Origin of the sequence: Tardiphaga sp. 839_C3_N1_4, from assembly GCF_051811045.1 — a bacterium.
Classification (GTDB): domain Bacteria; phylum Pseudomonadota; class Alphaproteobacteria; order Rhizobiales; family Xanthobacteraceae; genus Tardiphaga.
This window is the reverse complement of record NZ_JBPWQD010000001.1, coordinates 1,000,102-1,020,858: the sequence shown is the minus strand read 5'-3', so window position 1 is coordinate 1,020,858 and position 20,757 is coordinate 1,000,102. Positions and strand designations below refer to the sequence as shown.

Sequence of the window (20,757 nt, the reverse complement as noted above, 5' to 3'; positions counted from 1 at the left end):
ACTGCCGAGCGAAGAAGTCTGACGGGCTATCCGAAAAAACCGACCCGACCGAGATCTGGGTTTCGGGTAAATCGGGTGTTTGGGTAAGGCTCCACGACCTGTTGGTCAGATTTGTGGTTCTCGATCACGATGAACTGCGCACGGTCACGCAGCCCATGGAGATGAGCGTAAAAATGGCTCGCGAGGTCGGCTTTCTGGATGGCCAATTCCTCCTCGGTCAACTCGCCAAGTGTGTTGGTTTCGTCGGCGGGGCGATAGGCAAGCAGCGGCGAGTCGAGCACGAGGAATCCAGGATGAGGTCGGCCGGTGTCCTTGCAATACACGAGGAGCGCGACCTTGAAAGCCGCGTGCAGGATTGCCCGGATGCCAGCCCCGTTGTTGCGCCTGTGATTGCCATCAACGACGATGTCTTGCTCTTGCGGATCGAAGTGAACCGCCTCTCCGCCCGGATAATTCCAGGCTTTCAGGATTTGCTTGATTAACTTGCAGAGTTCGTTTGCTTCGCTTGGAGTAAGGTTCAAATTGAGATCGAGACCGGCTGCGCGCTGGCGTGATTGAACGGGTTGATTGGAGATTTCCGAAATCTCCGCATCGTATGACGCCAGCAGTCGTCGATTGTTCGCCTCCGCTTCCAATTCCTGAACGCGTGAAACCGCCACCGAGAACACGGAGCGGGCGCTGGTTTCGAGGAGCTTTGCTTCATCCAGAAGCCGCTGCGCCTCAGACCGCCGAGTTAGTATGGCATCGACCCCTACAAGACGGAGTTTCCGCTCGGCTTCCGCATCGACGATTGTATAGGTAAGTTCGCTTCGATCGCGCCGAATCTTGGCAATCTCGGCTTCGGCTGCGATCCTATGAAGCTCCATGTCGCCCAGATCGTGATCGTGATGTTGGTGTTCTGGAGCGGCCCCGCAGACGGGACAGTTCATCTTTGCGAATTTCTGCAACAGGAATCCGCCCTCTTCCAGCCCGGAAAGTCGGTTCAGGTCCGATGCAAAGATGCTTGCCAGTTCTTCGAAGCGAACGATCATGGCCGAGATATCCGAGATTTCGGTCTCTTCCGTGAGGAGTGCGGACGTCTCCGCATTGACGCTCGCTGTCAACGCGTCGAGAGATTCTTGTCTCTCGTTCAGGACCGATTGTAGGCTGTCACGCTCCTGTTTGCTGACCGAGAGCGCTTTTTCCACTTCGTCGTCGGACCGCTCGCCATTGATCCTGAATCGCACCCGTTCCGCCAGTTTGGAGAGAAGTTCGATCTTGCCATCCATGGCCGCTTTGAGTTCACCGCCGGACCTGACCTGTTCGACGGACGATCCGTCGATCCCCGTCAACAGGAACTTGATGAGTCCTTTGTCTTCGGACGTCACAGTGACGTGGTGGTGAAGCAGGATGCTCTTCTGGTCGATCATCCTCGTTTCATCGACGATCAGATACCGGATGAGGAGACGCAGGGAGAACGGCGCTTTCTCGGCCCTCTCATTCTTGAGCAGTCGCGCCTCTCGGAAGCCGCTCTCCTGAAGGATGAACTTCGAGACGTTCGCGGACTGAACGTGCGTTCCCTTCAGTCCCTCATAGCCGGGGGATTTTGGATCGACGGACTCCGAATGCTCGCGGGCGAGATAGATGTCACCGCCATGCACTGACCGCCGCAGAGACACCTGACCAGCTTCCGGAACGGTGAGCCAGACAATGAAGTTGTCGTAGCCGATGCCCTCTTTCGGGATATCGACCTTTTCGCCGCCGAAAACATAGTCGATGGATTTCCGGACGAACGATTTTCCAGCGTTCGATGCACCCCAGACAATGTTCAAGCCATCGACGAAGCGAACATCAACGGTTTGCTTGTCGGGACCGGTCATCGCCATGCGATCGATGCGGATGTGGGAGGCTTTGCGGCTCACTGGCGCGGCTCCCCAATGACCTCTAGCGTCCATCGGTCGATGCTCGTTTTCATTCCTTCGAGGAGCCGTTCAAGGCTGCTTTCGCTCGCTCTGTCGGCAATCCATTGCGCCGCCGTCTTCAGTCGATTGTTGTAAGGCGTATTCATGAGATCGACCATGGCACCTGCGGTGTCACGGGCGCGGAACGAAATTCCGTTCTCCTTATGTAAACGGTCGATCAAGAAGCCGCGCACCATCAGCGCGATTCCCTCCTCAACCAAACGCCGTCGGATAAAGTATTCGCCTTCCCTCGCCTCAAGGTCCGGATGAATGCTCTCCGGACCGTCGGCGTCGCCCGTGTGGACGAGGAAATAGTCGAGCAAGCAAAGGGTCTTCAGGTCGAAGGCCTCGGGCGAAAATGCATCGAGGATGATGACGGCCCTCAGCCCCGCTTCCAGCGGACTGTTAAAGAGTTGCGGGGATTGCCCTCTCACGTTCATCACCAGGGCAACTTTCCGGTGTTCGCAAAGTGGTGGCACGCACCTTGCCGCACGCTCACCGTGACCCGATTGTGCTTGCCGAGCGGGCCGGAGACAACAGCCGCCGACGCTTCGCTCATCAGTTTCGCCAAGCGGTCGTACTTCGGACCCGCGGCCATTTGATGATAGTGATCAACCACCGTGTCGTAGACATCCTTATCGACTTGTCGGACATGATCTGCGGACAGGCTATCGCGAAAGTGGAGGCCGAACGCGCGATGCTCAAGGTAGCGTCGGCGTGCGGTCGTCATCTGCGGACCGAATAGTTGATCGGATGCGATTTCCGCGAGGTCGGCGAAGCTGGAACCTCGTCGCTCACCGAATACGGCGACGAGTTGGGCTATGTAAGCGTGTTCATGCTCCTCCGCCTCGGTAGGCACTTCTGCATCACTCACGGTCGGCGCTGCACCGGGATCCATGTCGATGTGCTGCGACATCACGCCGGACATATGGGGCTTTTCAACCAGCTCGCTGGCTTTCCAAAGCTCCACCTTGGTGAAATCATACGCCGTGATCGCCTGCCGAATCTCGTTCGTCAGTGGGGACGGAGACGATTCCGAAATGCCGTTCAAGCAGTACTTTTCCCAGTTCGCGACCAGATGAGGACCGATGGTCGAGGGGCGAGCGATCAATTTCTTCACCGGCCCTACCCCGCCGTTCGGCGCGACGAAGACGTATTTGGTGGGCATCGTGAAAGCACCCTCGCAGTGGTGATGAAAGATCTTTCCGAGCTCCAGAACGAACTTGCCGATCCCTAGAGACACGGCAAGTTGCTTACACTGATAATTGTGCCACTCGCCGTCATAGCGCGCTTTGGACAGAAACCCGACAGCATCTCGTCCCATATCTGCAGATCGGGAGACTTGCTCGAAATCTACGTAGTCATTTCTGAGACGTGCGAGCCACTTCTTGACGAGTGCTTCAAGGTCTTCGTCCGACAGATTTAGAATGTAACGGGCGTCGTTGAGCGCCATGCGCCGAGTCCCCAAGCGTTTCCCCGACGCTTGTCTCGCAAATTCGAGGGGGACTTTCAACGTCTGGTGGTGGCCTTCAAGGGGAAATCCTCAATACGCCGATTTGCCCCGGAGTTCGGTCCGATTCGAGCGTTTTATTGCTCGCGTGAAACCTCGCAAGCAGACTGCGCCGCATCCGCACGATGCCGTCAGAACGGTCGTGTGGAGGCACATTCCGCATGGTGTACGGAACACCCGCCTCCGGCGTTTTCATAGATGCTTTGCGCGTCAATTCAATGTTTCAGCCGCATTTCTATGACATCGATTGCAAGCAAATCGGTGTAACGACGCTCGACCGTTTCGACGTAATCGTCCGCAAAGTGTGCCCCGCTTTCCTGTGACATCGCTTGCCAAGCTGCTTGTTTCTCAGCGCGGCACGACAATATTGCCAAGCGCGAGACAACGAGAGCGCTTTCCGTACTTTTTGCGTATCGGGTTGCTGTGGCGTCGGCACAGGCCCGCCATTTCTTGATCGCAGGTTTCGAGTCTTCCTCTGCTGTCGCGGCAAAAGAGACAAGGCATACGATAGCAGCAAGCATCGGTCTGTACATTCGTTTGCTCCTCGGGTTGCGCCTTTGAGATCAAGGAAAAATCGTCTTCCAGTCCTGCTTCATGTTGACCACTGTCCAGCCTTTCGCGATGCCTTCATCCAGCGCCTTGTCGAGCTTGCCGACCTTCGACTGACGATCATACGCGTACTCTCGCTCGGCGTCGGTATGGTGCACGATCCCCATGAAGCGCGCGCCTTTACCGGCCGCCGTCCATTGCAGCATCTGGAGATCACCATCGGAATTCCCGAACGCAAAGATCGGACGGCGGCCTATGAAGCGGTTGATGCCGACAGGCTTTCCTTGATTGTCGTCTACGAACTCGATTTTGGGTGTCTTGCGCAGCGACGGTTTCCCATCCGCGCCCATCTCGAATTTGACGACGCCACTGGAGCCGATCACCTGTTCAGGCGGAATGCCGTAGACTTTTTCCATCCATGGCCGCATGAATTCGACGCCGCCGCCCGAAACGACGAAGGTCTTGAACCCATTGGCCCGAAGATAGGCCAAAAGCTCCAGCATCGGCTGGTAGACAAGCTGCGTGTAGGGACGGCCGAAGCGCGGATGCCGCGCGGTCGCGATCCATTCGACGACCGAGTTCGAAAATTCATCCGTAGTCATGCCGCTGTGGGCGGCGGCGACGATCTGCAACATGCCCCGTTGCCCCGAAGCGGCCAGCGCCTTCCCGTCGCTTTCCAGCAATGCCTTGAACGGCTGCTGTGTCTTCCATTCCGGATGCTGCGGGGCCATCGCCTTGACGCGGTCGATCGCAAAGGCGGCCTGGAAATAAGCGGGCTGTTCGGACCATAGCGTACCGTCGTTATCGAAGGTGGCGATACGCTCGGTCGCCGGCACGAAATCCGGACTGCCCTCGGCCGTCACGCGAGAGACGAAGTCTGTGATGGACTTCTTGACCGCCCCCTCGTTCCACGACGGCAACGGATCCGGTGACGGCTGCGCCGCCGCCAAGTCGATAACCGAGACCGCGAACAGGAGCGCCAGCAGGCGTCGTCTGGTGGGCATCGTCAATTCCCTCCTACCGGCTTCGCCGGCGCTGCGCCTGTCTCGCGCTGCCGCCCGCGCACTTCCTCCAGATCGCGATCGAGGAAGTAGTTGAGGAAGGTACGGATCAGCGCGACCGCGGCGATCCGCCCTGTCGCGTTCCAATCGGTCGTGATCGAAGTCTCGACGATGTCAGCGGCAAGCTGGAACGTCAGCCCCGCCACCAGCCAGCGTGCATAGCGCAGCCAGACGTCGCGCCGCTCATGCCCGGACGGCGACCCCAGCATCGCACGCATGCCGCTGAAGAAGGCCTCCACCGTGCCCACGACGATGATGACGAGCGCCAGCGCATCAATGACGACGATGGCGTTCTCGGTCGCATAGATCAGCCACTCTTTCATGCATCTTCATTCCCGCTTCGGACTGAACGTCGCCCCGACCGGTTTCGAGCGGACGATGTCTATGCCGTCATCGTCCGCTGTCGCTCCACGATTGCTGCGCGCTGTTCAGTTCTTCCGGCCCCCCTCCTGCAACGCCTGCAATGCCTTCTCAATGCTGAGTGATCCGGAAGCTTGGCTGGGCGGATAATCTTTGAAGGTAGCTAGGAACTGACCCATGATACCCATGGCGGGCATCATGACCCACAGTGCCTTCCCCCACCATTCGCCGTAGGACGTCGACTCGGTCTGGTATCGCTCCCACGGGTCAACGCGCAGGTTGGTTACAAGCGGGACGTTGGTAGAGTCCTCCTTGCCGCTGAATAAGTTGCCGACAATGGTCTTAAAGGTGATTTTCCACTGGTTATAACGCACCGCCATCAGGTCGGCGTTGTCGCTGAAATAGAAAAACTCCCTTCGCGGACTCTCGGTGACCTTGCCTTGGAAGAACGGCATGAAGTTGTAGCCGTCGAGATGGTTTTTGAAGGTTTTCGTTCCCGCCTTGTAGCCAGTGAGCAGCTTCTGCTTCAGATCTGGATCGCCGCCGGCAGCCGCGACGAGGGTCGGCATCCAGTCTTCGGCCGACACGATTTCGTTGATAATGGTGCCCGGCTTGATGACCCCAGGCCACTTGACGAGCATGGGGACCCGGAACCCCCCTTCGTAGACAGTGCCTTTCTCGCCGCGGAACGGATGATTGCCGCCATCGGGCCAACTGAAGATTTCCGCGCCATTGTCGCTGGTGAACATCACGATCGTATCGTCGGCGATGCCGAGTTCGTCCAGCTTGGCGAGCAGTTCGCCTACGACCCAGTCCAACTCGGCCATTGCGTCGGCAAACAAGCCATAGCCGGTTTTGCCGTCCCATTGCTTGGACAGATGCGTCCAGGAATGGCAGCGCGTAGAGTTGTGCCAGAGGAAAAACGGCTTCTCGGCCTTCACCGAGCGCTCGATGAAGTCGCATGAGCGCTTCACCAGATCGGCGTCGATGTCTTCCATGCTCACCTTTGCGGCCGGATCCATGCCGGGATGCGGCGGCAGTGGACCGGCGTCGGTGATCTTCTGTTTGCCGACGCGGCCCCAACGCGGATCCTCCGTTGCATCATCGACGTCTGTGGCAACAGTACTGATAATGTTACGCGGGCCAAACTTTGAGTGGAATTTCTCGTCTTTCGGATAATCCGGGTAGTAGGGTTCTTCCATTGCATTCAAGTGGTAGAGGATACCGTGAAACTCGTCGAAGCCATGGACCGTCGGCAGGTATTCGTTGCGATCCCCCAGATGGTTCTTGCCGATCTGCGCTGTCGCATAGCCAAGCGGCTTGAGGAATTCGGCGATGGTCGGATCGGAATCCTGCAGGCCCTGTTTCGCCGCTGGCAATCCGACTTTCAATAGTCCCGTCCGGAACGGCGTCTGCCCCGTGATGAATGCCGCGCGTCCCGCAGTGCATGACTGCTGTCCGTAGTAGTCGGTGAAGAGCGCGCCCTCGCGCGCGATACGGTCGAGGTTCGGAGTGCTGCCACCCATCATGCCCCGGTGATAGGCGCTGATGTTCCAGATGCCGACGTCGTCGGCCATGATCATGATGATGTTCGGCTTGCTGCTTTTGGCCATTCGATCAACTCCCATTCTTACATCTGTCGAATTCGAGGTCGCTTCTGGTCTCAAACTGATTGTCGTCTCGACGGGACGCGTCGGCGCTCCTCTTTTCAACCGAACGGCCCGACCTGGAACATCATGCTGACGATGGCGGCGATGCCGATGAACAGCAGGATTACCGCGGTGATCAGTGTCAGCGACACCGGAAAGCCGCTCTGGGCGTGGATCAGCCCGTCGGCAGCCATCATCTTCCTCTCTTCACGCAGTTGCACCATGAACTGCAAGTGATAGATCAGGCCGCCGATCAGCATCAGGATGCCGAGCGCCACCAGCGTCACGCCGAAATTTCGAGCGGGGGCGCCGTGTGTGATCACGTTCTGGTCGCGCAGCTTTTCGAACACCTGGGAGATCGTGAAGCCGAACGAGATCAGTGACAGCGACGTCCGGATCACCGACATTAGGGTGCGGTCCGCGCTCATGCGCGTCCTTTGAAACGACATCCCGGTCCGACGCGACGACAGTTCGACCGATATCTGGTCGGCGGGGGACTTGGAGGACACGCTTTCGATCATCGAACGTCCTTGTGTTACATAGCCGTGCCCGTGCCCGTTCGCGCGAACCACCAACGAGCAATCAACTCGACGATCCATCGGAAGACGAAATATGGAATGACAGCGAGCATGATCGCCATCATCAACGCTTCCACCGGGTAGAAACGGTCGAGCACTTTGAATTGGTAGATCACGTCCATGCTGATGCCGAGCAGCACGATGCGCGCGACGGATGTTACACCTTCCCGCAGCCGCCCCGTGGAGGCGTTACGGTCCCACCAAACCGACCAGAAGAACGAGCGGTGGCCGAGCCGTGCATCCCGGATGCCGTCGGGGAGTGCCGCCAGCAGCGCCATCGTCGGCTGCAGATAGAAGCGGAACGTCATCGGTCCGTGGAGGCGCTCGAAGATGTCCACCCAGAACCGACGGTGGATTTCCATCGACCACCCGTATCGGTAGGCGCCGAGCAACAGGAGGACGACGGACAGCACGATCGCGGCGGACGTCAGGAGGCGCGCGAACGCTGAAGTAGGAGCAGCCGTCATGTCATGCCCCGCACGACACAGCGAAATCCCAGATGGCTGGTTGATGTGTCCACCTGCTCCGCATGCCGCGCCGCTGGCCGGTAGCGGCGGCAATAGTTCGGCGCGCACAGATGCGACCCGCCCTTGATGACCTTGCGCGGAATCCTGATGTTAGGCTGGGCCGGGTCGTAGCTGCCCTCTTCCCGAGCGCCGCGCGGGTTTTCCGGAATACAGCAGGCCTTGGGCGCATCAGCATCATGCTTTGGCGCATACCAGTCTGTCGTCCATTCCCAAACGTTGCCGATCAGGTCGTGAGCGCCATAGCCATTCGGCGGGAATGCCGTCACCGGCGAAGTGCGCTCATATCCGTCCGTGTTCACGTTCTGACGGGGGAACTCACCTTGCCAGGTGTTGGCCATATGGACGCCGTCCGGCGTGAACTCGTCGCCCCATGCGAATTCAGCACCCTCGAGACCGCCGCGCGCCGCGAATTCCCATTCGGCCTCGGTCGGCAGATCTTTGCCTGCCCACTGCGCGTAGGCCAAGGCATCGGCGAACGACACATGCACGACCGGATGATGATCGAGGACGTTGATGTTGCTCTTCGGTCCGTAAGGATGACGCCAATCGGCCCCCTTCATGAATTGCCACCACTGGCTCCAGTCGCGCAGATTGGTCACACTCTGCTGCGGCGCAAACACCAATGAACCGGCGTACAGCATGTTCGGCAACGCACCCGGATAGTCCTTCGGGTCCGGCGGAATTTCGGCAAAGGTCTTGTAGCCCGTCGCCCTGACAAACGCTTTGAACTGACGGTTCGTCACGGGCGTGCGGTCGATCCGGAAGCCCTCGACCTTTACTCGGTGAACAGGTGCTTCCTCCGGGTAATGGTCATCGGATCCCATTCGGAATATGCCGCCCGGAATCCGGACCATGTCCGAGATGTCCACCGGCCGTTCAATCTGTTCCGGAGGGGCGTCCGACAGTGTCATGACAGGCTGCTCCCGGCATCTATCGGCAATAGTCCCAGAAACCTTGGGTGCGCGATGGGTCCGTGTAGTACCAGCACATCCCGGGTGCCGGAGGAGTGCCCGCCCAGGCCGCAGCAGTGGCGGCCGTCACGACTCCAATCGCCGCTCCTGCCGCTATTGCACCGCCCCTCGGCCAGCCGTAGGGACGAGCCCATCGAACGCCGCCCCCGGCATACCCGGGACGCACCACGGCTCCTCGGCGAACAACCGTTCTACTGTGATACACGCCGCCTCTTGGGCCGACCGCCGTTCTCGTACGCACCGCAACGCCTCCGCGCGCACGCACCTGCGTTACGTCACTGTCATTGCGAACTTGCTGTTGGAGGCCGGTGTCTGAGCTGAATGCAGATGCGGGTGCAGTATTCCACACAACGCAGGCGCAAACAATCGCGACTGCGCATGTTGATCTACCGAAAAATTTCGGCGGACGACCGATAAGGTGGATAGAGTCCATCACGAACGAATGCATTTTCGACCCCTTTCAAGATGCAGCACACTTCAGGAGAGCTATCTCGGGATATCGCTTTTGTCCGCAACCGGACGCAGTCATCTTCGGATTTGCCCCAGTCTGCGCATATTATCTCGGACGTCAATCGTGGAAATACGCTTCATTTCGTGAGGCCGCATGTCGCGCCGCACCTTTGAAGCACGCGCGAATGCGTAGTCAGTTTTATTCAACTGGGCGCGTTCTATTGCGAGGATGGAACAGATCATTGGTCATTTCGGGAAACTGGACCCTGTTGTAAGAGCGCAGAAGCTGTGACTACATATTGCCCATTCGATTGCCAATGAAGCGGGCGTTTCCATCATGCTGTGAGGTGACAGGTGAGACGTGAAATCGGTGCGGCGGCTCTTGTGTTAATAGCGATCTCGAGTACCCCACGTTCAGCGAGAGCCGCTGAAGGAGCGACAGGCGCCTATTTGCTGGGGACACGAGGGCCTGGCGCCGGAATTACTCCCCCACCAGGCGTATATTTTCAGGACGACACATACTTCTACAGCGGAAAACTGGGCGGAGGCAGAACCTTGCCCACGGGCGGCCTGCTTGTCGCAAATGTGTCGCAGCAGACTTGGATCAACCTCCCGACAACGATCTGGGTGACGCCCGCCAAGATCTTTGGTGGTGACCTGGCATTCTCGTTGACCACGCCGTTCGGAGAGCCACGCGTAAACGCAAATCTCTTGGTGAATTCGCCGCGCTTCGGACCGATCGGCGTCAACGCAGTAGATTCCGAACTCGCTCTCAGCGATTTTTTCATCAACTCCTTCGTCGGCTGGCGTTCCGGAAATTTTCACTGGCAAGTCGGCGTCGGCGGTGTCATCCCGTCCGGGACTTACGTCCCCGGGCAGCTCTCGAACGCGTCGCTGAACCGCCCTGCGATTGACGTCTTCACGGCGCTGACGTGGCTCGATCCGACACTGGGTTGGGATCTATCCGCGAGCGCGGGCTTCACGTTCAATCAGACCAACACCGCTACGGACTACAAGAGCGGCGACGAATTTCACCTTGAATGGGCGGCCACGAAGTACATTACCAAGGAATTCACACTTGGCCTGGTCGGCTATTATTATCAGCAATTGACCGCCGATTCCGGAAGCGGCGCTCGCCTTGGATCTTTTGAAGGGCGCGTCGTCGCTCTGGGCGGGGCGCTTGGCTATACATTTGAAGTCGGCAAGCTTCCCATTTCAACGCGCCTCAAGGTCTTCCGCGAATTTGCGGCAGAGAATCGGATGGAAGGCACAGCGGGATTTTTCACGGTATCGCTGCCCATAGCGATGGACGCGAATGTTCGCGCCGGAACGGTCAGATCGAAATTTTGATGTCTTCGATGGCACACGTAGTTTGGCCTCCTCGGAGGGCGCCTATCTATCGAACGCTCTGCAAAGGCAGCATAGTCAGAATCGGAATCACGTGATGATAGTGAGAACATGCGTGATGTTGATCGCTCTGATCAGCGGTGCGACTTTTCCCGTATTTGGATAACGACCAAGACTGACATCTGAACATTGGGGGTGCTGATGGGCATCGTCGCTATCCTTTACGTGCTAGTCGTCTGGTTGCTCTTCGTGAAGCTCAAGTGGCTGCGATGGGGATGGGGCGCCGGGATCGTCACGGTGCTGATTGGCATCGTCGTTTGCGCTATATTCGCGGGATTTCTAAGCTACCTAGCTCCGACTGCCCGGGTCGTTGTCATCAGCCGCGTGGTTGAAGTCACCCCCAACGTCTCCGGGCCAATCGTAGACGTTCCTGTCAAGGCAAATGAACTGGTCAAGGCCGATGCGGTGCTCTTCAAGATCGATCCTACGCCCTTTGAGGCTCAAGTTCGCCTCATAGAGGCCCAACTCGGTTTTCAAGATCTCCGACTTGCCCAGATGAAGCAGTTACAAGCAGGAAGTGCGGGCCGAGCGTTTGACGTCGAGGAGCGCCAATCGGAGGTCGATCAACTAAAAGCTCAACTCGACAAGGCGAAATACGATCTCGATCAAACGACGATTAGGGCGCCTGCCGACGGCTATGTCGCGAGCCTTGCACTGAGCAAAGGCGACCGTGCCACTTCTTCAAAGGCCGCGCTGTCTTTCGTCGTTTCGGATGCCATCCAGCTCATCGGCATCTTCTCACAAAATGGGTATCAGACCATTAAGCCTGGCGTCCGAGTCCAGTTCGCGCTCTCGAATAATCCTGGGCACCTTTACAGCACAACGATCGGCGACGTCGTAAGCGGCGTCGGCGAAGGACAGATCGCAGCGTCGGGAGCGATGACCAAGGTAACCTCCCTGCCGATGACGTCAGAGTATCCCGCTCTCATTAATCGTCCGAAGGACATTGAGCCAACTGCGCTTCGGCCTGGCATGTCCGGTACGGCAACGGCCTATGCCCCAAACTCAGCACCCTTCGATTTTTTTGGTTGGGCGCTTCTCTATGGAAGAGCGTTGGCGCTCTATCTTTGAAGGTCTCAAACCCGCATGAATGCTGGGCACATCTGTTGCATACCGACAATGCAGCATGAGACAGGTAAATTGGAGAGACCCCGACCGCATTTTTTGAGTTGACTCGACGGAAAAGTTCGCTATTTGTTCTTTTCATGATGAGCGTGATCTCCCACTTCCGGACCGTTTGGATGCGCCTTCTGCGCACCGCGGAAACGCGTGCATCGCTCATACGCATACGCTGACTCCTTAGACCTTAGCATTCCAAGGATTCCCGGATGATTTCATCCGCTTCGGGACGAGCGTATTCATGCCCAAAGCCCAGCGTAATCTTGATCGGCAAGACTCCACCTCGAAGTTGCTGACAAGCATTAGAGAGGAAGCGTCCGCCCTTTCCTTCCCGCCGAGGAATGTCGTTCGGTGCGCGGCCTATCCGGTCTTCCGGACGCAGGCTGCGCGCGACGTCGGCGTCCTCCTCGATTTCGATCCGGCGGTCACTTCCTGGTCGTGCCTTCCTCTCGTGCTGAGCCATCGAACTCAAAGGCACGTTCCAGACTTCGTGGTCACACGGGCTACAGGCCAAAGCCTGATCGATGTGATCCCGAACCTGCGCAGCCGTATTCCTCCTGAATGGGCGAGCTCAGCCGCCCAGGCTCTCGGCTACGGCTATGAAACCCGTCGTGAAGCTGACTTGCGTGGCGACGTCAGACTCGAGAACGCACGCGATCTCGTCCAGTACGCCGCCTACAGAGCATCCCTCGGTGACCGAGTCCGGATTCTCGGTCTGCTGGAGGAATATGGCTCCGTGCCGCTCTCAACCTGTCTTCAAGTCGTCCGGAATGGACACGACGCCATAGGCGTCGTCGCCGCGCTGGTCCTGCGCCGGTTCATCGAGATGGACCTCGACGAGGCCCGTATCGGCCCCGACACCAGAGTGTCCGCCTTCCGAGGCTGATCGCCCTCTCCCTTTCAAATTAGAGGTTCGCCGGCGACGCGATGCGTGGCCGAAGGCGACGGAGCATGTCTATGTCACGGATGAACAGGAAATCGAGACGGCGGGTCATGAAGCGTCCCATTCTGGACGTCGGAATTGCCATCGCCCGGTGTTTGCTTGTTCGCGCTCTCCGTCACGGCGGCATGCATCACGCCATCACCGGCGCCCCATTTGTTGTCGGGATCGTCGTCAAGAATCCCAGTGATATTGAAATCGTGGCCAAGGTTGGTCGATTGATGTTGCAGAGGATGCACCGCGAGACCTCCGTCCACGGGTACAAGGTCCTGCAATGGACCGACAGCGGCAAACCAAATCGTTCCCGCGACGACGAAGCGGATACCGCAGAAAATATCGCGGCGAACAGCCACGTCTTTGGGGTTACGACCGACATCGACGCTTTCCCTGCAACCTTCAGGCTCGCAGCCGATGGTATCGTGACGATCCCGGCGACCGACATGAGCGCCATTCTGGCGGCAAGTCGTGCCGTGGGCTTCCATGGTATCTCGACGGACCTCCTTCAGGGAGTCGTAGAGGTTCCCCTTTCCTTGCTTGGTGCGGTGATCAGGCAGGGGCGCAACTCGAATCTTGTCGTTCGCAGCCTCGAGCAACTGAAGAATGCCTCCGAGAAAAGCCTGAAGGCCGATCCGCCCAATGAGACGCGTCTCGAGGACCTGCATGGGCTCGGCGATGCGGCAATCTGGGGGCTCGAACTTGCTAAGGACCTGAGTGCCTATCTGACTGGAGACCTGCCTTGGGTGGACGTCGACCGGGGCGTCCTCCTCAGCGGTCCCACGGGAACGGGGAAGACGACTTTCGCGCAGGCATTGGCCCGCACATGCGACGTGCCCATTCACATCCATTCGCTCGCCCGCTGGCAGGCCAAAGGGTACCTGAACGACCTCTTGAAGGCGATGCGCGGGGCATTCGATGCTGCACGCCGAGATGCTCCCTGCATCCTGTTCATCGACGAGCTGGACAGCTTCGGGGATCGTGAAACACTGAATGGAAAGAATGAGACTTACGAGCGCGAGGTCATCAACGCCTTCCTGGAGTGTCTCGACGGTGTCGATGGACGCGAGGGCGTCGTGGCCGTCGGCGCTACGAACATGCCGGACAAGATCGACAGCGCAATCCTGCGTCCCGGTCGTCTCGGCAAACACATCCGCATCGGGCTTCCGGACGCGACGGCAAGGCTTGGCATCCTGAGACATCATCTGCGCGAGGATCGGCATCTCAGCGGCCTGATGGACATCGCCATCCGTCTCGAAGGAGCGTCCGGCGCCGTGATCGAGCAGACCGTGCGCGATGCCCGCCGGAAGGCTCGGGCGGAGCGCCGTCCGCTGACGACTGCCGATCTCGAGCATGGGCTTCCCCCACGCGTCCGGCTATCAGAGGATGCCTTCCGCAAGGCGTGCGTCCATGAGGCGGGCCATGTGGTCGTCGGTACTCTTCTGGCTGCGGAAACGCGCCGGACCGTGGTCGAAGCTCGTGCGTTCCGGGAAGTATCTCAAAACGGCGACGGAGGCTGGACCGTCTTCCATCAAATCCCCAGCGCCAATTTCACCAAAAAGGCGTACCTCGCGCAGATCACGGTGCTTCTTTCGGGCATCGCGGCCGAGGTTCACGTTTACGACGAATACGGTGACAGCGGCGGAGGCGGTGATGCCAGCGACCTCAGGCACGCCACGCTGATCGCCGCAGCGATGCAAGTCTCCTACGGCCTTGGGGACGATCTCGTCTACGTTGCGGCGAGCAAGCCGGATCAAGTGTTTTCAAGAATTCGCCTCGATCCAAACCTCCGTCGTCAGGTTGCTGGCGTGCTGGATGCTTGCCTGCAGCGCGCGAAGGACGTGATCGCGAAGCATTCGGAATTCTTCGGCGGCGTTGCGCGAATTCTTCAGGAGCGAGGGACAATCAGCGCTGCAGAGATCGAAGGGCTGTTCGATGCGAACAAGTTGTCATGATTTTTTGAACTATCGAAGAACCGCTCGGTAACCGTCGCGCAAGTTCACGATGGATTCGATCCTTCGAGGATCTGGATCTGCGGTTGGAGATCTGCTTTGTTGACGCCCGCTTGGCAGGACGAAATCCTGTTCAGCTCGGGTCCTCGTCATTCCGGCGGGGAATTCAACCACGACCCACAAGTCACGGTCGCAACTGAAGGAGAAACGCGATGCAAACACTCATCAACTCGTTCTCTCTTTCGCGCCCGATGATCCAATCCTCGAAGTCTTCAATGTCAGCGTTCAACCTCAAACCCGCGGAGACCCTTTCGCACCGCTGACACGTGCCGGAAATCCGGCAACGACAAAGACGCTCAACGCTTTGCAGGCGTTGAGATGAGGAGTCGTGTGCAATGACGAACGAAGTCAAGAAGAAGTCGATCTTCAACACCACCATCGATGCCGAAAACGCCGCGCCCTGCGGCGATAGCGCAACCATGTTCGGTGCTCTCGGCCCTGACATCTCCAGGAGCTGCCACATAGCGGGCTAACGGTCGATCCGGCGCATTCCGGAAACACCGAGGACGCCACGCGTCCTGTTGCCAGCCGGGAGGCGGACGAAACCACCCCTCTTCCACGCAAGTCGCGCCTCGAAGTGCGACAACGTCGAGCCGCGCCTGCCAAGCCAGACCACGATGACGAGCTACCTCCGCACCTTCCGGAGGACAGCGAACCTGCGCGCGCAAAGCCGCAAGCCAGCGACAAACGGCGCGGTCGTCGCGTCGGCACCCAGCCCGGGAAAATCCGGTCCGGGCAGGAAGACCATTACGTTGGAGAGACACCAATGATGCGAATTGGACGAAAACTGGTCGGAGCACACTCGATGCTCGCCCTCAACTTCCTCACGGTCGTCGACGCGTTCTCGCACGACATCACCGACATCGTCGCGGATCCCGAGCCGCTTGCGGTGAACGTGCGCGGCGATGTGAAGCTCGGTCAGACCCAGTACATGCTCGATCACAAGGACGGGTACCGGGAACTTGCGATCGTGCGCACGGTCGGATGGCTGCACGGGAAAACTCCCGAACAGGGTGCCTACCGCCGCGACTACGTCGATGCGGTCAAATCCGCCGCACACCTCGCCGGGTACGGCTTCCGCCTCGCCACGGAGGAGCAGGTCTATGTCGAGCCGCGTTTCTGGAACGCGCGGATGATGCGCCGTCACCTCGCCCCCTACCGGACCGATCACGATGAATGGGTAGGCATCGAGGCTTTGCAGGAGTTGCCGAAGAAATCTTCGGTTCCGGCTTTGCAGGAATTGCTGGGCGCCAGGATCGACGCTTTCGTCGTGGCTTTGCGTCTCGACTGGCTTGGACGCGTGGTACTCGATCGCAAATCGCGGTTCAGCCGTACGTCCAACTTCGTGAAGACTTGAGCGGGAGGACATTGCACATGCGCGGTATCGTCCCCGTTCGCTTCCATATCGGCGATGTCATCCGGATCGACGCCCGGCAGTACATCGTCGGTTCGGAGCGCGAACAGTACAGGATCTTCACGGAGAAAGAGACCGGCAAGGAGATGCTCCTTGCCAGTCATGGTCTTCTGGACATGGTCAAGACGGGCCGGATCACGACGGACGCGGCCTATCGCGCCCTCAATGCAAACGTGATGGAGAACCTCCAGGTTGATTGGGGTTCATTCTCTGACATCGAGCGGACTTCGGCTTTGCAGAAGCAGCCGTACGTCAAAGAGCTACATGCACTTCCGGAACCGTGGCGAAACAAAAGCAAACATATCGATAAAGTTATCGAATGCGTCGAAGAGAATGGGACTCGTCAATACCCCTACGACGGGACGCCGCGCGCAAGGCTTGTGAGCGATTGGTACAAACGCTGGATCGCCGCCGGACGTGACATCCGCGCGCTCATCGACAACCACAGTCGAAAAGGCTACAGGACGGACCGCGTCGATCCGAAGGTGCGGCACGCCGTTCACCTCGCGATCGCCGACAAGTATGCGCCGGAAAATGGCTGTCCGCCGGGAACGATGGCGGCCGCCCTGAAGGAAGCGCGCTTCATCATCGAACTCCATAACAACGAGGTCGGTTCGGCATTGCCGACGCTCGGCGCGAAGAAGCTCATCGGAAAGCATCTGGTTTCTCGCACCATCAACGGCATGGACCAGTACGAGCTGACGGCGAAACGTCACGGTCCTCAGGAAGCCGCCAAACTGGCCAAGGCAAATCGCGTCGGTCCCATCGTCACAAGACCACTTGAGGAAGCCGAGGTCGACCATACTCAGCTCGATCTTCTGGTTTGCGACAACGAAGGACGCATTCTGGGGCGCCCCTGGCTCACGGTCATTATCGACCGCTATTCACGCATGATCCTCGGTTTTTCTCTTACCTTCACCCCACCCTCATGGGTCAGCGTCATGGAGGCTTTGCGCATCGCGCTTCAGCCGAAGGAACACTTGCTCGAGTCGGTCTGCCGCGCCATCGGAAAAGACGCCGCCTTCGAATTCACCTATCCGTGCTTCGGCTCGATTGAACGGCTATTTTGCGACAACGGTCCGGAGTTTCGCTCGGCTTCCATGAAGGAAACCGAGCGCGCGATCAACATGCAGATCATCGACCTTCCCCGTGCCGCTGGATGGCTCAAGGGCCGGATCGAGCGATGGTTCCACTCGCTGAACACAGGGCTTGTACATCTGTTGCCGGGAACGACGAAGTCGAACCCGAGAGCCCTGCGCAACTACAAGCCGATGAAGCACGTCGAGTTGAGTCTTAACGACGCGAATTGGCTCATCACTAAATTCATCGTGGACCACCACCACTCCACGGAGCACTCGGAAACCGGCGAAGCGCCTTTGGTGATGTGGGAGCGCGGAATTCGCGAACACGGACAACCGGCCGCGCCTCCCGACGAACTTCTTGTTCCGCTCACGGGCAAGGTCATCCGGCGCAAACTGTCTCCCAACGGCATCTTCTACAAACACCTGCGATGGCAATCGAATGCATGGTCGGTGCTCATCGGTCGGTCAAAGCATTTCGAAGGGAAGCGCTCGATCGAAGTGACCGTCCGGATCGATCCCATGGATCTGAATTTCATCTACATCCTGGACGAAACTCGCATCGGGGAACGCGATGCATGGATCCAAGGGGAGCTGGAAACCGATGACCCCAATATCGCGGGCATGACGCTTTATCAGTACGAGCACTATCTCGAGTGCGAGCGCAATGCACGTCCGGCATATGACAAGGACACGCATCTCAAGCAGGCCAGATCAAGTCGGGAGATGTCTCATCTCGTGAAAAGCAAGCTGCGACCCACGAAGAAGATGCCCTCCAAGCTCGCCCGTTTGATGACCGACGGCCGCAACGCGGGCGAACACGTCCGCGGATCCCGCCTCGCGCCCGACGAAAGCACCAATACCATCGGGTATCACGATCACCAAGATCCCAAGCTCCTGTCGCCTCCCCCCGACGAACGGGGTCCGTTCCGCGGTCGCCCGCCCGTCCCGTCCGTCCCGTCCGGCCCCACACAGATCGAACCCAACCTGACCCGGCTCGATCCTGCTGCCTTCAACGAAACCGCCCGCGCCGTCACGCCGACGCGTCCCACTTCGCCGCCTCCTATGGAGAACAAGTCACGGCCGAAGCTTGCCGTGAGGCCGCGCAGCCATCTGGATTAAGGAAGGAAGACGAATGACTTGGAATGAAAAATCGACCCATGATCGCCTGACCCACATTGGGCGGTTCGTCGCACAAACCTCGAACCTGTTGGACGCCAAGGCGGTCCTTCAGCGCTTGTATCGCAATTTCCGCGTCTCGCAGCAGGCAGGTTGCGCATTCATCGTCGGGAGAACCGGGGCTGGAAAATCCACGGTCGCAAACGACTTTCTGGAGGATATCCGCGAAGAGTACCGTGGCACGCTGAAGAACGGCGACGATCTAAAGATTGCGGATAATCAAGACTATTCGCACACGATGAGCGTGACCTTCGAGAAGCCCGGTCACGGCCTTGTCCGCCCGGTCCTTAAAGTTGAAGTACAGGCAAGCACCCGTCGAGATTTGTTCAGGGACGTTCTCCTTGCCATCGGCATCAGGGTCGGCAGCCGTACGACCTTCGGCCAGATGATGGCAATCGCTCGTCACCAGATCAATGAACAGGACATTCGTCTGATCATTTTCGACGACTGCCATCATATCGCCGAAGGAGACATGACGAAGGCTCTTCATGCGGCCAACGTAATCAAGTGCCTGATCAAACAGGCGCGTGTTCAGGTCGCTTGCATGGGAGTACTCCATGCCGGCGATCTTCCGCTCGTCAACGACGAACTGGAGTCCCTGAAGGACGAGAACCACCCCATGCGACCGTTCGACCTCGATCTCGGAGGGGAAAGCGAATACATGGATTTCCTCGCGGCGCTTTCGGATTGGATGCCCTTCGACCGAAAGCTGGCATTCGATGACGACGCGGTGGCGATGGGTCTCTTCAAGGCGTCCGACGGCTATGTCGGCACCTTGACGAAATTCGTCACCAAAGCGGCCGAAGTCACGATCGATAGCGGTGCCGACATGATGACGATGGAGCATCTGGCGACTGCTTATGCACGAAAAACCAATGCGCCGACTTGGGAAAATCCGTTCGAGAACCAGACCCTCGACATTCAGGGCTTCCGTGCCGCCAAGGCGGAGCGTCGCCGCACGCAGCTAAATGAGGCTGCCAGGGGGCAGAACGAACGAGCGGCGCGTAAACGAAACACTCTCAGCAAGAAGCTGGCTTGACAATGGCCGCACGCATTCTCCCACTTGTCGTCGTCCCCGCCGAGGACGAACCCGCCCACGGAATTCTCCTCCGCCTCGCCGAGCGTAACGGAATTCTAATGCCCGGCCTTATCCCGTCCATGACCGACTTGACGCCGTCTCGCCTGCGCGAAGGCAACGGCGCGTTGCGGCTCGCCTCCATTCTTGGATGCGAACCCGCGGCATTCATGGGATCGACCCCTGTTGCGGATATGCGAGATCATCTTGTGGTTCGCGGCGAGCGTCTCGGGCGCTATTGCGACTTTAGGGTTTCCGCACGCCGTTTGTGTCCGCATTGCATCGCCGAAGGGCCGCATCAGCGGTTCTGGTTCGACCTCGAATTCATCACCACATGTCCCAAACACGAGGTGGGTCTGATCTCGACATGTGCCTGCGGGAGCCCCCTTTCCTGGCAAGATGTCAGCGTTGAACGTTGCGTCCGCTGCGCAGGCGGCACTGTCGCCGTCGTTATCCCGTCTTCCGGAAGCCCGGATGTCATTGAGATGGATCGCTGGGCGCTCGGCCGACTTGGCGTCGGGAAAACGGTCGACCTTCCCGTTCTCGACAAGATGCCGTTGAAACAAGCGATCGACACCATTGGGCAGATCGGCGCCCTCGATATCGGAGGATATCGCGACCACTGGGTCGAGGCACGCGAGTTGGATATGCCCGAGGTCCAGGTGCGAGCGCGGGGCTTCGAAATCCTAAAGCATCGACGCCTCGATGGCTTGCTCGACAACGTCTATGACCAGTTTCTACGGTCTGGCCACAACGGCGTCGCGAAAATGCATACCGCGTATGGCTGGTACGGTCATTGGTTCTCCTTCCTGAGGCCGGAGAACTACCCGAGCGAAATCAGCGATCTTGTGCTGGCGAACGCAGAGCGGAAGTTCGACGTGAGGCGCGGTGCTTTTCGTCAGATGCGATTTGCAGCACATCCCATTGCGAGCACGCTGTGATG

At 58.7% G+C, this 20,757-nt stretch carries 19 protein-coding genes; 9 read left to right on the top strand and 10 right to left on the bottom strand.

The window, feature by feature from the left end; all coding sequences use genetic code 11:
* Positions 1-26: 26 nt before the first annotated feature.
* The 10 genes from AB8A38_RS05230 to AB8A38_RS05185 form a co-directional block, all read right to left on the bottom strand.
* Positions 27-1,901 (bottom strand): hypothetical protein, encoded by a 1,875-nt coding sequence (locus AB8A38_RS05230; RefSeq protein ID WP_439085221.1) that lies wholly within the window; start codon positions 1,899-1,901, stop codon positions 27-29.
* Positions 1,898-2,380, bottom strand: a complete 483-nt coding sequence (locus tag AB8A38_RS05225) for an ABC-three component system middle component 2 (RefSeq protein ID WP_439088463.1) — start codon at positions 2,378-2,380, stop codon at positions 1,898-1,900. Before AB8A38_RS05225 ends, AB8A38_RS05230 begins: the two co-directional genes overlap by 4 nt.
* Positions 2,380-3,393, bottom strand: coding sequence for an ABC-three component system protein (locus AB8A38_RS05220; RefSeq protein WP_439085219.1), 1,014 nt, complete (start codon positions 3,391-3,393; stop codon positions 2,380-2,382). Before AB8A38_RS05220 ends, AB8A38_RS05225 begins: the two co-directional genes overlap by 1 nt.
* Positions 3,394-3,665: 272 nt before the next feature.
* Positions 3,666-3,983 carry a hypothetical protein gene (locus AB8A38_RS05215; RefSeq protein WP_439085217.1) on the bottom strand — a complete coding sequence of 106 codons (318 nt, stop codon included), beginning with the start codon at positions 3,981-3,983 and terminating at the stop codon, positions 3,666-3,668.
* 30 nt (positions 3,984-4,013) lie between these two features.
* Positions 4,014-5,003, bottom strand: coding sequence for an HAD family hydrolase (locus AB8A38_RS05210; protein WP_439085215.1), 990 nt, complete (start codon positions 5,001-5,003; stop codon positions 4,014-4,016).
* 2 nt (positions 5,004-5,005) lie between these two features.
* Positions 5,006-5,383, bottom strand: coding sequence for a DUF1622 domain-containing protein (locus AB8A38_RS05205; RefSeq protein WP_439065972.1), 378 nt, complete (start codon positions 5,381-5,383; stop codon positions 5,006-5,008).
* A 105-nt stretch (positions 5,384-5,488) separates the two neighbouring features.
* The gene (locus tag AB8A38_RS05200) at positions 5,489-7,033 is read right to left on the bottom strand and encodes an arylsulfatase (protein ID WP_439085213.1); all 1,545 of its coding nucleotides are present in this window, start codon (positions 7,031-7,033) and stop codon (positions 5,489-5,491) included.
* A 95-nt stretch (positions 7,034-7,128) separates the two neighbouring features.
* Positions 7,129-7,590: a YidH family protein gene (locus AB8A38_RS05195; protein ID WP_439058295.1), complete on the bottom strand. Its 462-nt coding sequence runs from the start codon at positions 7,588-7,590 to the stop codon at positions 7,129-7,131.
* A 14-nt stretch (positions 7,591-7,604) separates the two neighbouring features.
* On the bottom strand, positions 7,605-8,114 hold the full coding sequence (locus tag AB8A38_RS05190; RefSeq protein ID WP_439085211.1) for a hypothetical protein: 510 nt from the start codon (positions 8,112-8,114) through the stop codon (positions 7,605-7,607).
* A complete protein-coding gene (locus tag AB8A38_RS05185; RefSeq protein ID WP_439085209.1) occupies positions 8,111-9,085 on the bottom strand; it encodes a formylglycine-generating enzyme family protein in 975 nt (324 codons plus the stop codon). The genes AB8A38_RS05190 and AB8A38_RS05185 overlap by 4 nt, the downstream gene beginning before the upstream one ends.
* 1,065 nt (positions 9,086-10,150) lie before the next feature.
* On the opposite strand from AB8A38_RS05185, the gene AB8A38_RS05180 reads away from it, so the two are divergent.
* The 9 genes from AB8A38_RS05180 (at position 10,151) to AB8A38_RS05140 (ending at position 20,755) form a co-directional block, all read left to right on the top strand.
* A complete protein-coding gene (locus AB8A38_RS05180) occupies positions 10,151-10,945 on the top strand; it encodes a SphA family protein (protein WP_439085207.1) in 795 nt (264 codons plus the stop codon).
* 198 nt (positions 10,946-11,143) lie between these two features.
* Positions 11,144-12,073, top strand: coding sequence for an HlyD family secretion protein (locus tag AB8A38_RS05175; protein ID WP_439085205.1), 930 nt, complete (start codon positions 11,144-11,146; stop codon positions 12,071-12,073).
* 289 nt (positions 12,074-12,362) lie between these two features.
* Positions 12,363-13,007 (top strand): hypothetical protein, encoded by a 645-nt coding sequence (locus AB8A38_RS05170; protein ID WP_439085203.1) that lies wholly within the window; start codon positions 12,363-12,365, stop codon positions 13,005-13,007.
* Between the two features lie 107 nt (positions 13,008-13,114).
* Positions 13,115-15,010, top strand: a complete 1,896-nt coding sequence (locus AB8A38_RS05165; protein WP_439085201.1) for an AAA family ATPase — start codon at positions 13,115-13,117, stop codon at positions 15,008-15,010.
* Positions 15,011-15,402: 392 nt separating this feature from the next.
* Positions 15,403-15,540, top strand: a complete 138-nt coding sequence (locus tag AB8A38_RS05160) for a hypothetical protein (RefSeq protein ID WP_439085199.1) — start codon at positions 15,403-15,405, stop codon at positions 15,538-15,540.
* Between the two features lie 332 nt (positions 15,541-15,872).
* Positions 15,873-16,424 (top strand): hypothetical protein, encoded by a 552-nt coding sequence (locus AB8A38_RS05155; RefSeq protein ID WP_439085198.1) that lies wholly within the window; start codon positions 15,873-15,875, stop codon positions 16,422-16,424.
* Positions 16,425-16,441: 17 nt separating this feature from the next.
* Positions 16,442-18,682 (top strand): integrase catalytic domain-containing protein, encoded by a 2,241-nt coding sequence (locus tag AB8A38_RS05150; RefSeq protein ID WP_439085197.1) that lies wholly within the window; start codon positions 16,442-16,444, stop codon positions 18,680-18,682.
* Positions 18,683-18,695: 13 nt separating this feature from the next.
* Positions 18,696-19,778, top strand: coding sequence for an ATP-binding protein (locus tag AB8A38_RS05145; protein ID WP_439085196.1), 1,083 nt, complete (start codon positions 18,696-18,698; stop codon positions 19,776-19,778).
* Between the two features lie 2 nt (positions 19,779-19,780).
* A complete protein-coding gene (locus tag AB8A38_RS05140) occupies positions 19,781-20,755 on the top strand; it encodes a TniQ family protein (protein ID WP_439085195.1) in 975 nt (324 codons plus the stop codon).
* Positions 20,756-20,757 lie beyond the last annotated feature (2 nt).

What these genes read in the sequence shown, in the direction of transcription:
- AB8A38_RS05225 (WP_439088463.1), bottom strand. Translation starts at nt 2,380, where the DNA reads ATGAACGTGAGAGGGCAATCCCCGCAACTCTTTAACAGTCCGCTGGAA.
- AB8A38_RS05220 (WP_439085219.1), bottom strand. Translation starts at nt 3,393, where the DNA reads ATGGCGCTCAACGACGCCCGTTACATTCTAAATCTGTCGGACGAAGAC.
- AB8A38_RS05215 (WP_439085217.1), bottom strand. Translation starts at nt 3,983, where the DNA reads ATGTACAGACCGATGCTTGCTGCTATCGTATGCCTTGTCTCTTTTGCC.
- AB8A38_RS05210 (WP_439085215.1), bottom strand. Translation starts at nt 5,003, where the DNA reads ATGCCCACCAGACGACGCCTGCTGGCGCTCCTGTTCGCGGTCTCGGTT.
- AB8A38_RS05205 (WP_439065972.1), bottom strand. Translation starts at nt 5,383, where the DNA reads ATGAAAGAGTGGCTGATCTATGCGACCGAGAACGCCATCGTCGTCATT.
- AB8A38_RS05200 (WP_439085213.1), bottom strand. Translation starts at nt 7,033, where the DNA reads ATGGCCAAAAGCAGCAAGCCGAACATCATCATGATCATGGCCGACGAC.
- AB8A38_RS05195 (WP_439058295.1), bottom strand. Translation starts at nt 7,590, where the DNA reads ATGATCGAAAGCGTGTCCTCCAAGTCCCCCGCCGACCAGATATCGGTC.
- AB8A38_RS05190 (WP_439085211.1), bottom strand. Translation starts at nt 8,114, where the DNA reads ATGACGGCTGCTCCTACTTCAGCGTTCGCGCGCCTCCTGACGTCCGCC.
- AB8A38_RS05185 (WP_439085209.1), bottom strand. Translation starts at nt 9,085, where the DNA reads ATGACACTGTCGGACGCCCCTCCGGAACAGATTGAACGGCCGGTGGAC.
- AB8A38_RS05175 (WP_439085205.1), top strand. Translation starts at nt 11,144, where the DNA reads ATGGGCATCGTCGCTATCCTTTACGTGCTAGTCGTCTGGTTGCTCTTC.
- AB8A38_RS05170 (WP_439085203.1), top strand. Translation starts at nt 12,363, where the DNA reads ATGCCCAAAGCCCAGCGTAATCTTGATCGGCAAGACTCCACCTCGAAG.
- AB8A38_RS05165 (WP_439085201.1), top strand. Translation starts at nt 13,115, where the DNA reads ATGAAGCGTCCCATTCTGGACGTCGGAATTGCCATCGCCCGGTGTTTG.
- AB8A38_RS05160 (WP_439085199.1), top strand. Translation starts at nt 15,403, where the DNA reads ATGACGAACGAAGTCAAGAAGAAGTCGATCTTCAACACCACCATCGAT.
- AB8A38_RS05155 (WP_439085198.1), top strand. Translation starts at nt 15,873, where the DNA reads ATGCTCGCCCTCAACTTCCTCACGGTCGTCGACGCGTTCTCGCACGAC.
- AB8A38_RS05150 (WP_439085197.1), top strand. Translation starts at nt 16,442, where the DNA reads ATGCGCGGTATCGTCCCCGTTCGCTTCCATATCGGCGATGTCATCCGG.
- AB8A38_RS05145 (WP_439085196.1), top strand. Translation starts at nt 18,696, where the DNA reads ATGACTTGGAATGAAAAATCGACCCATGATCGCCTGACCCACATTGGG.
- AB8A38_RS05140 (WP_439085195.1), top strand. Translation starts at nt 19,781, where the DNA reads ATGGCCGCACGCATTCTCCCACTTGTCGTCGTCCCCGCCGAGGACGAA.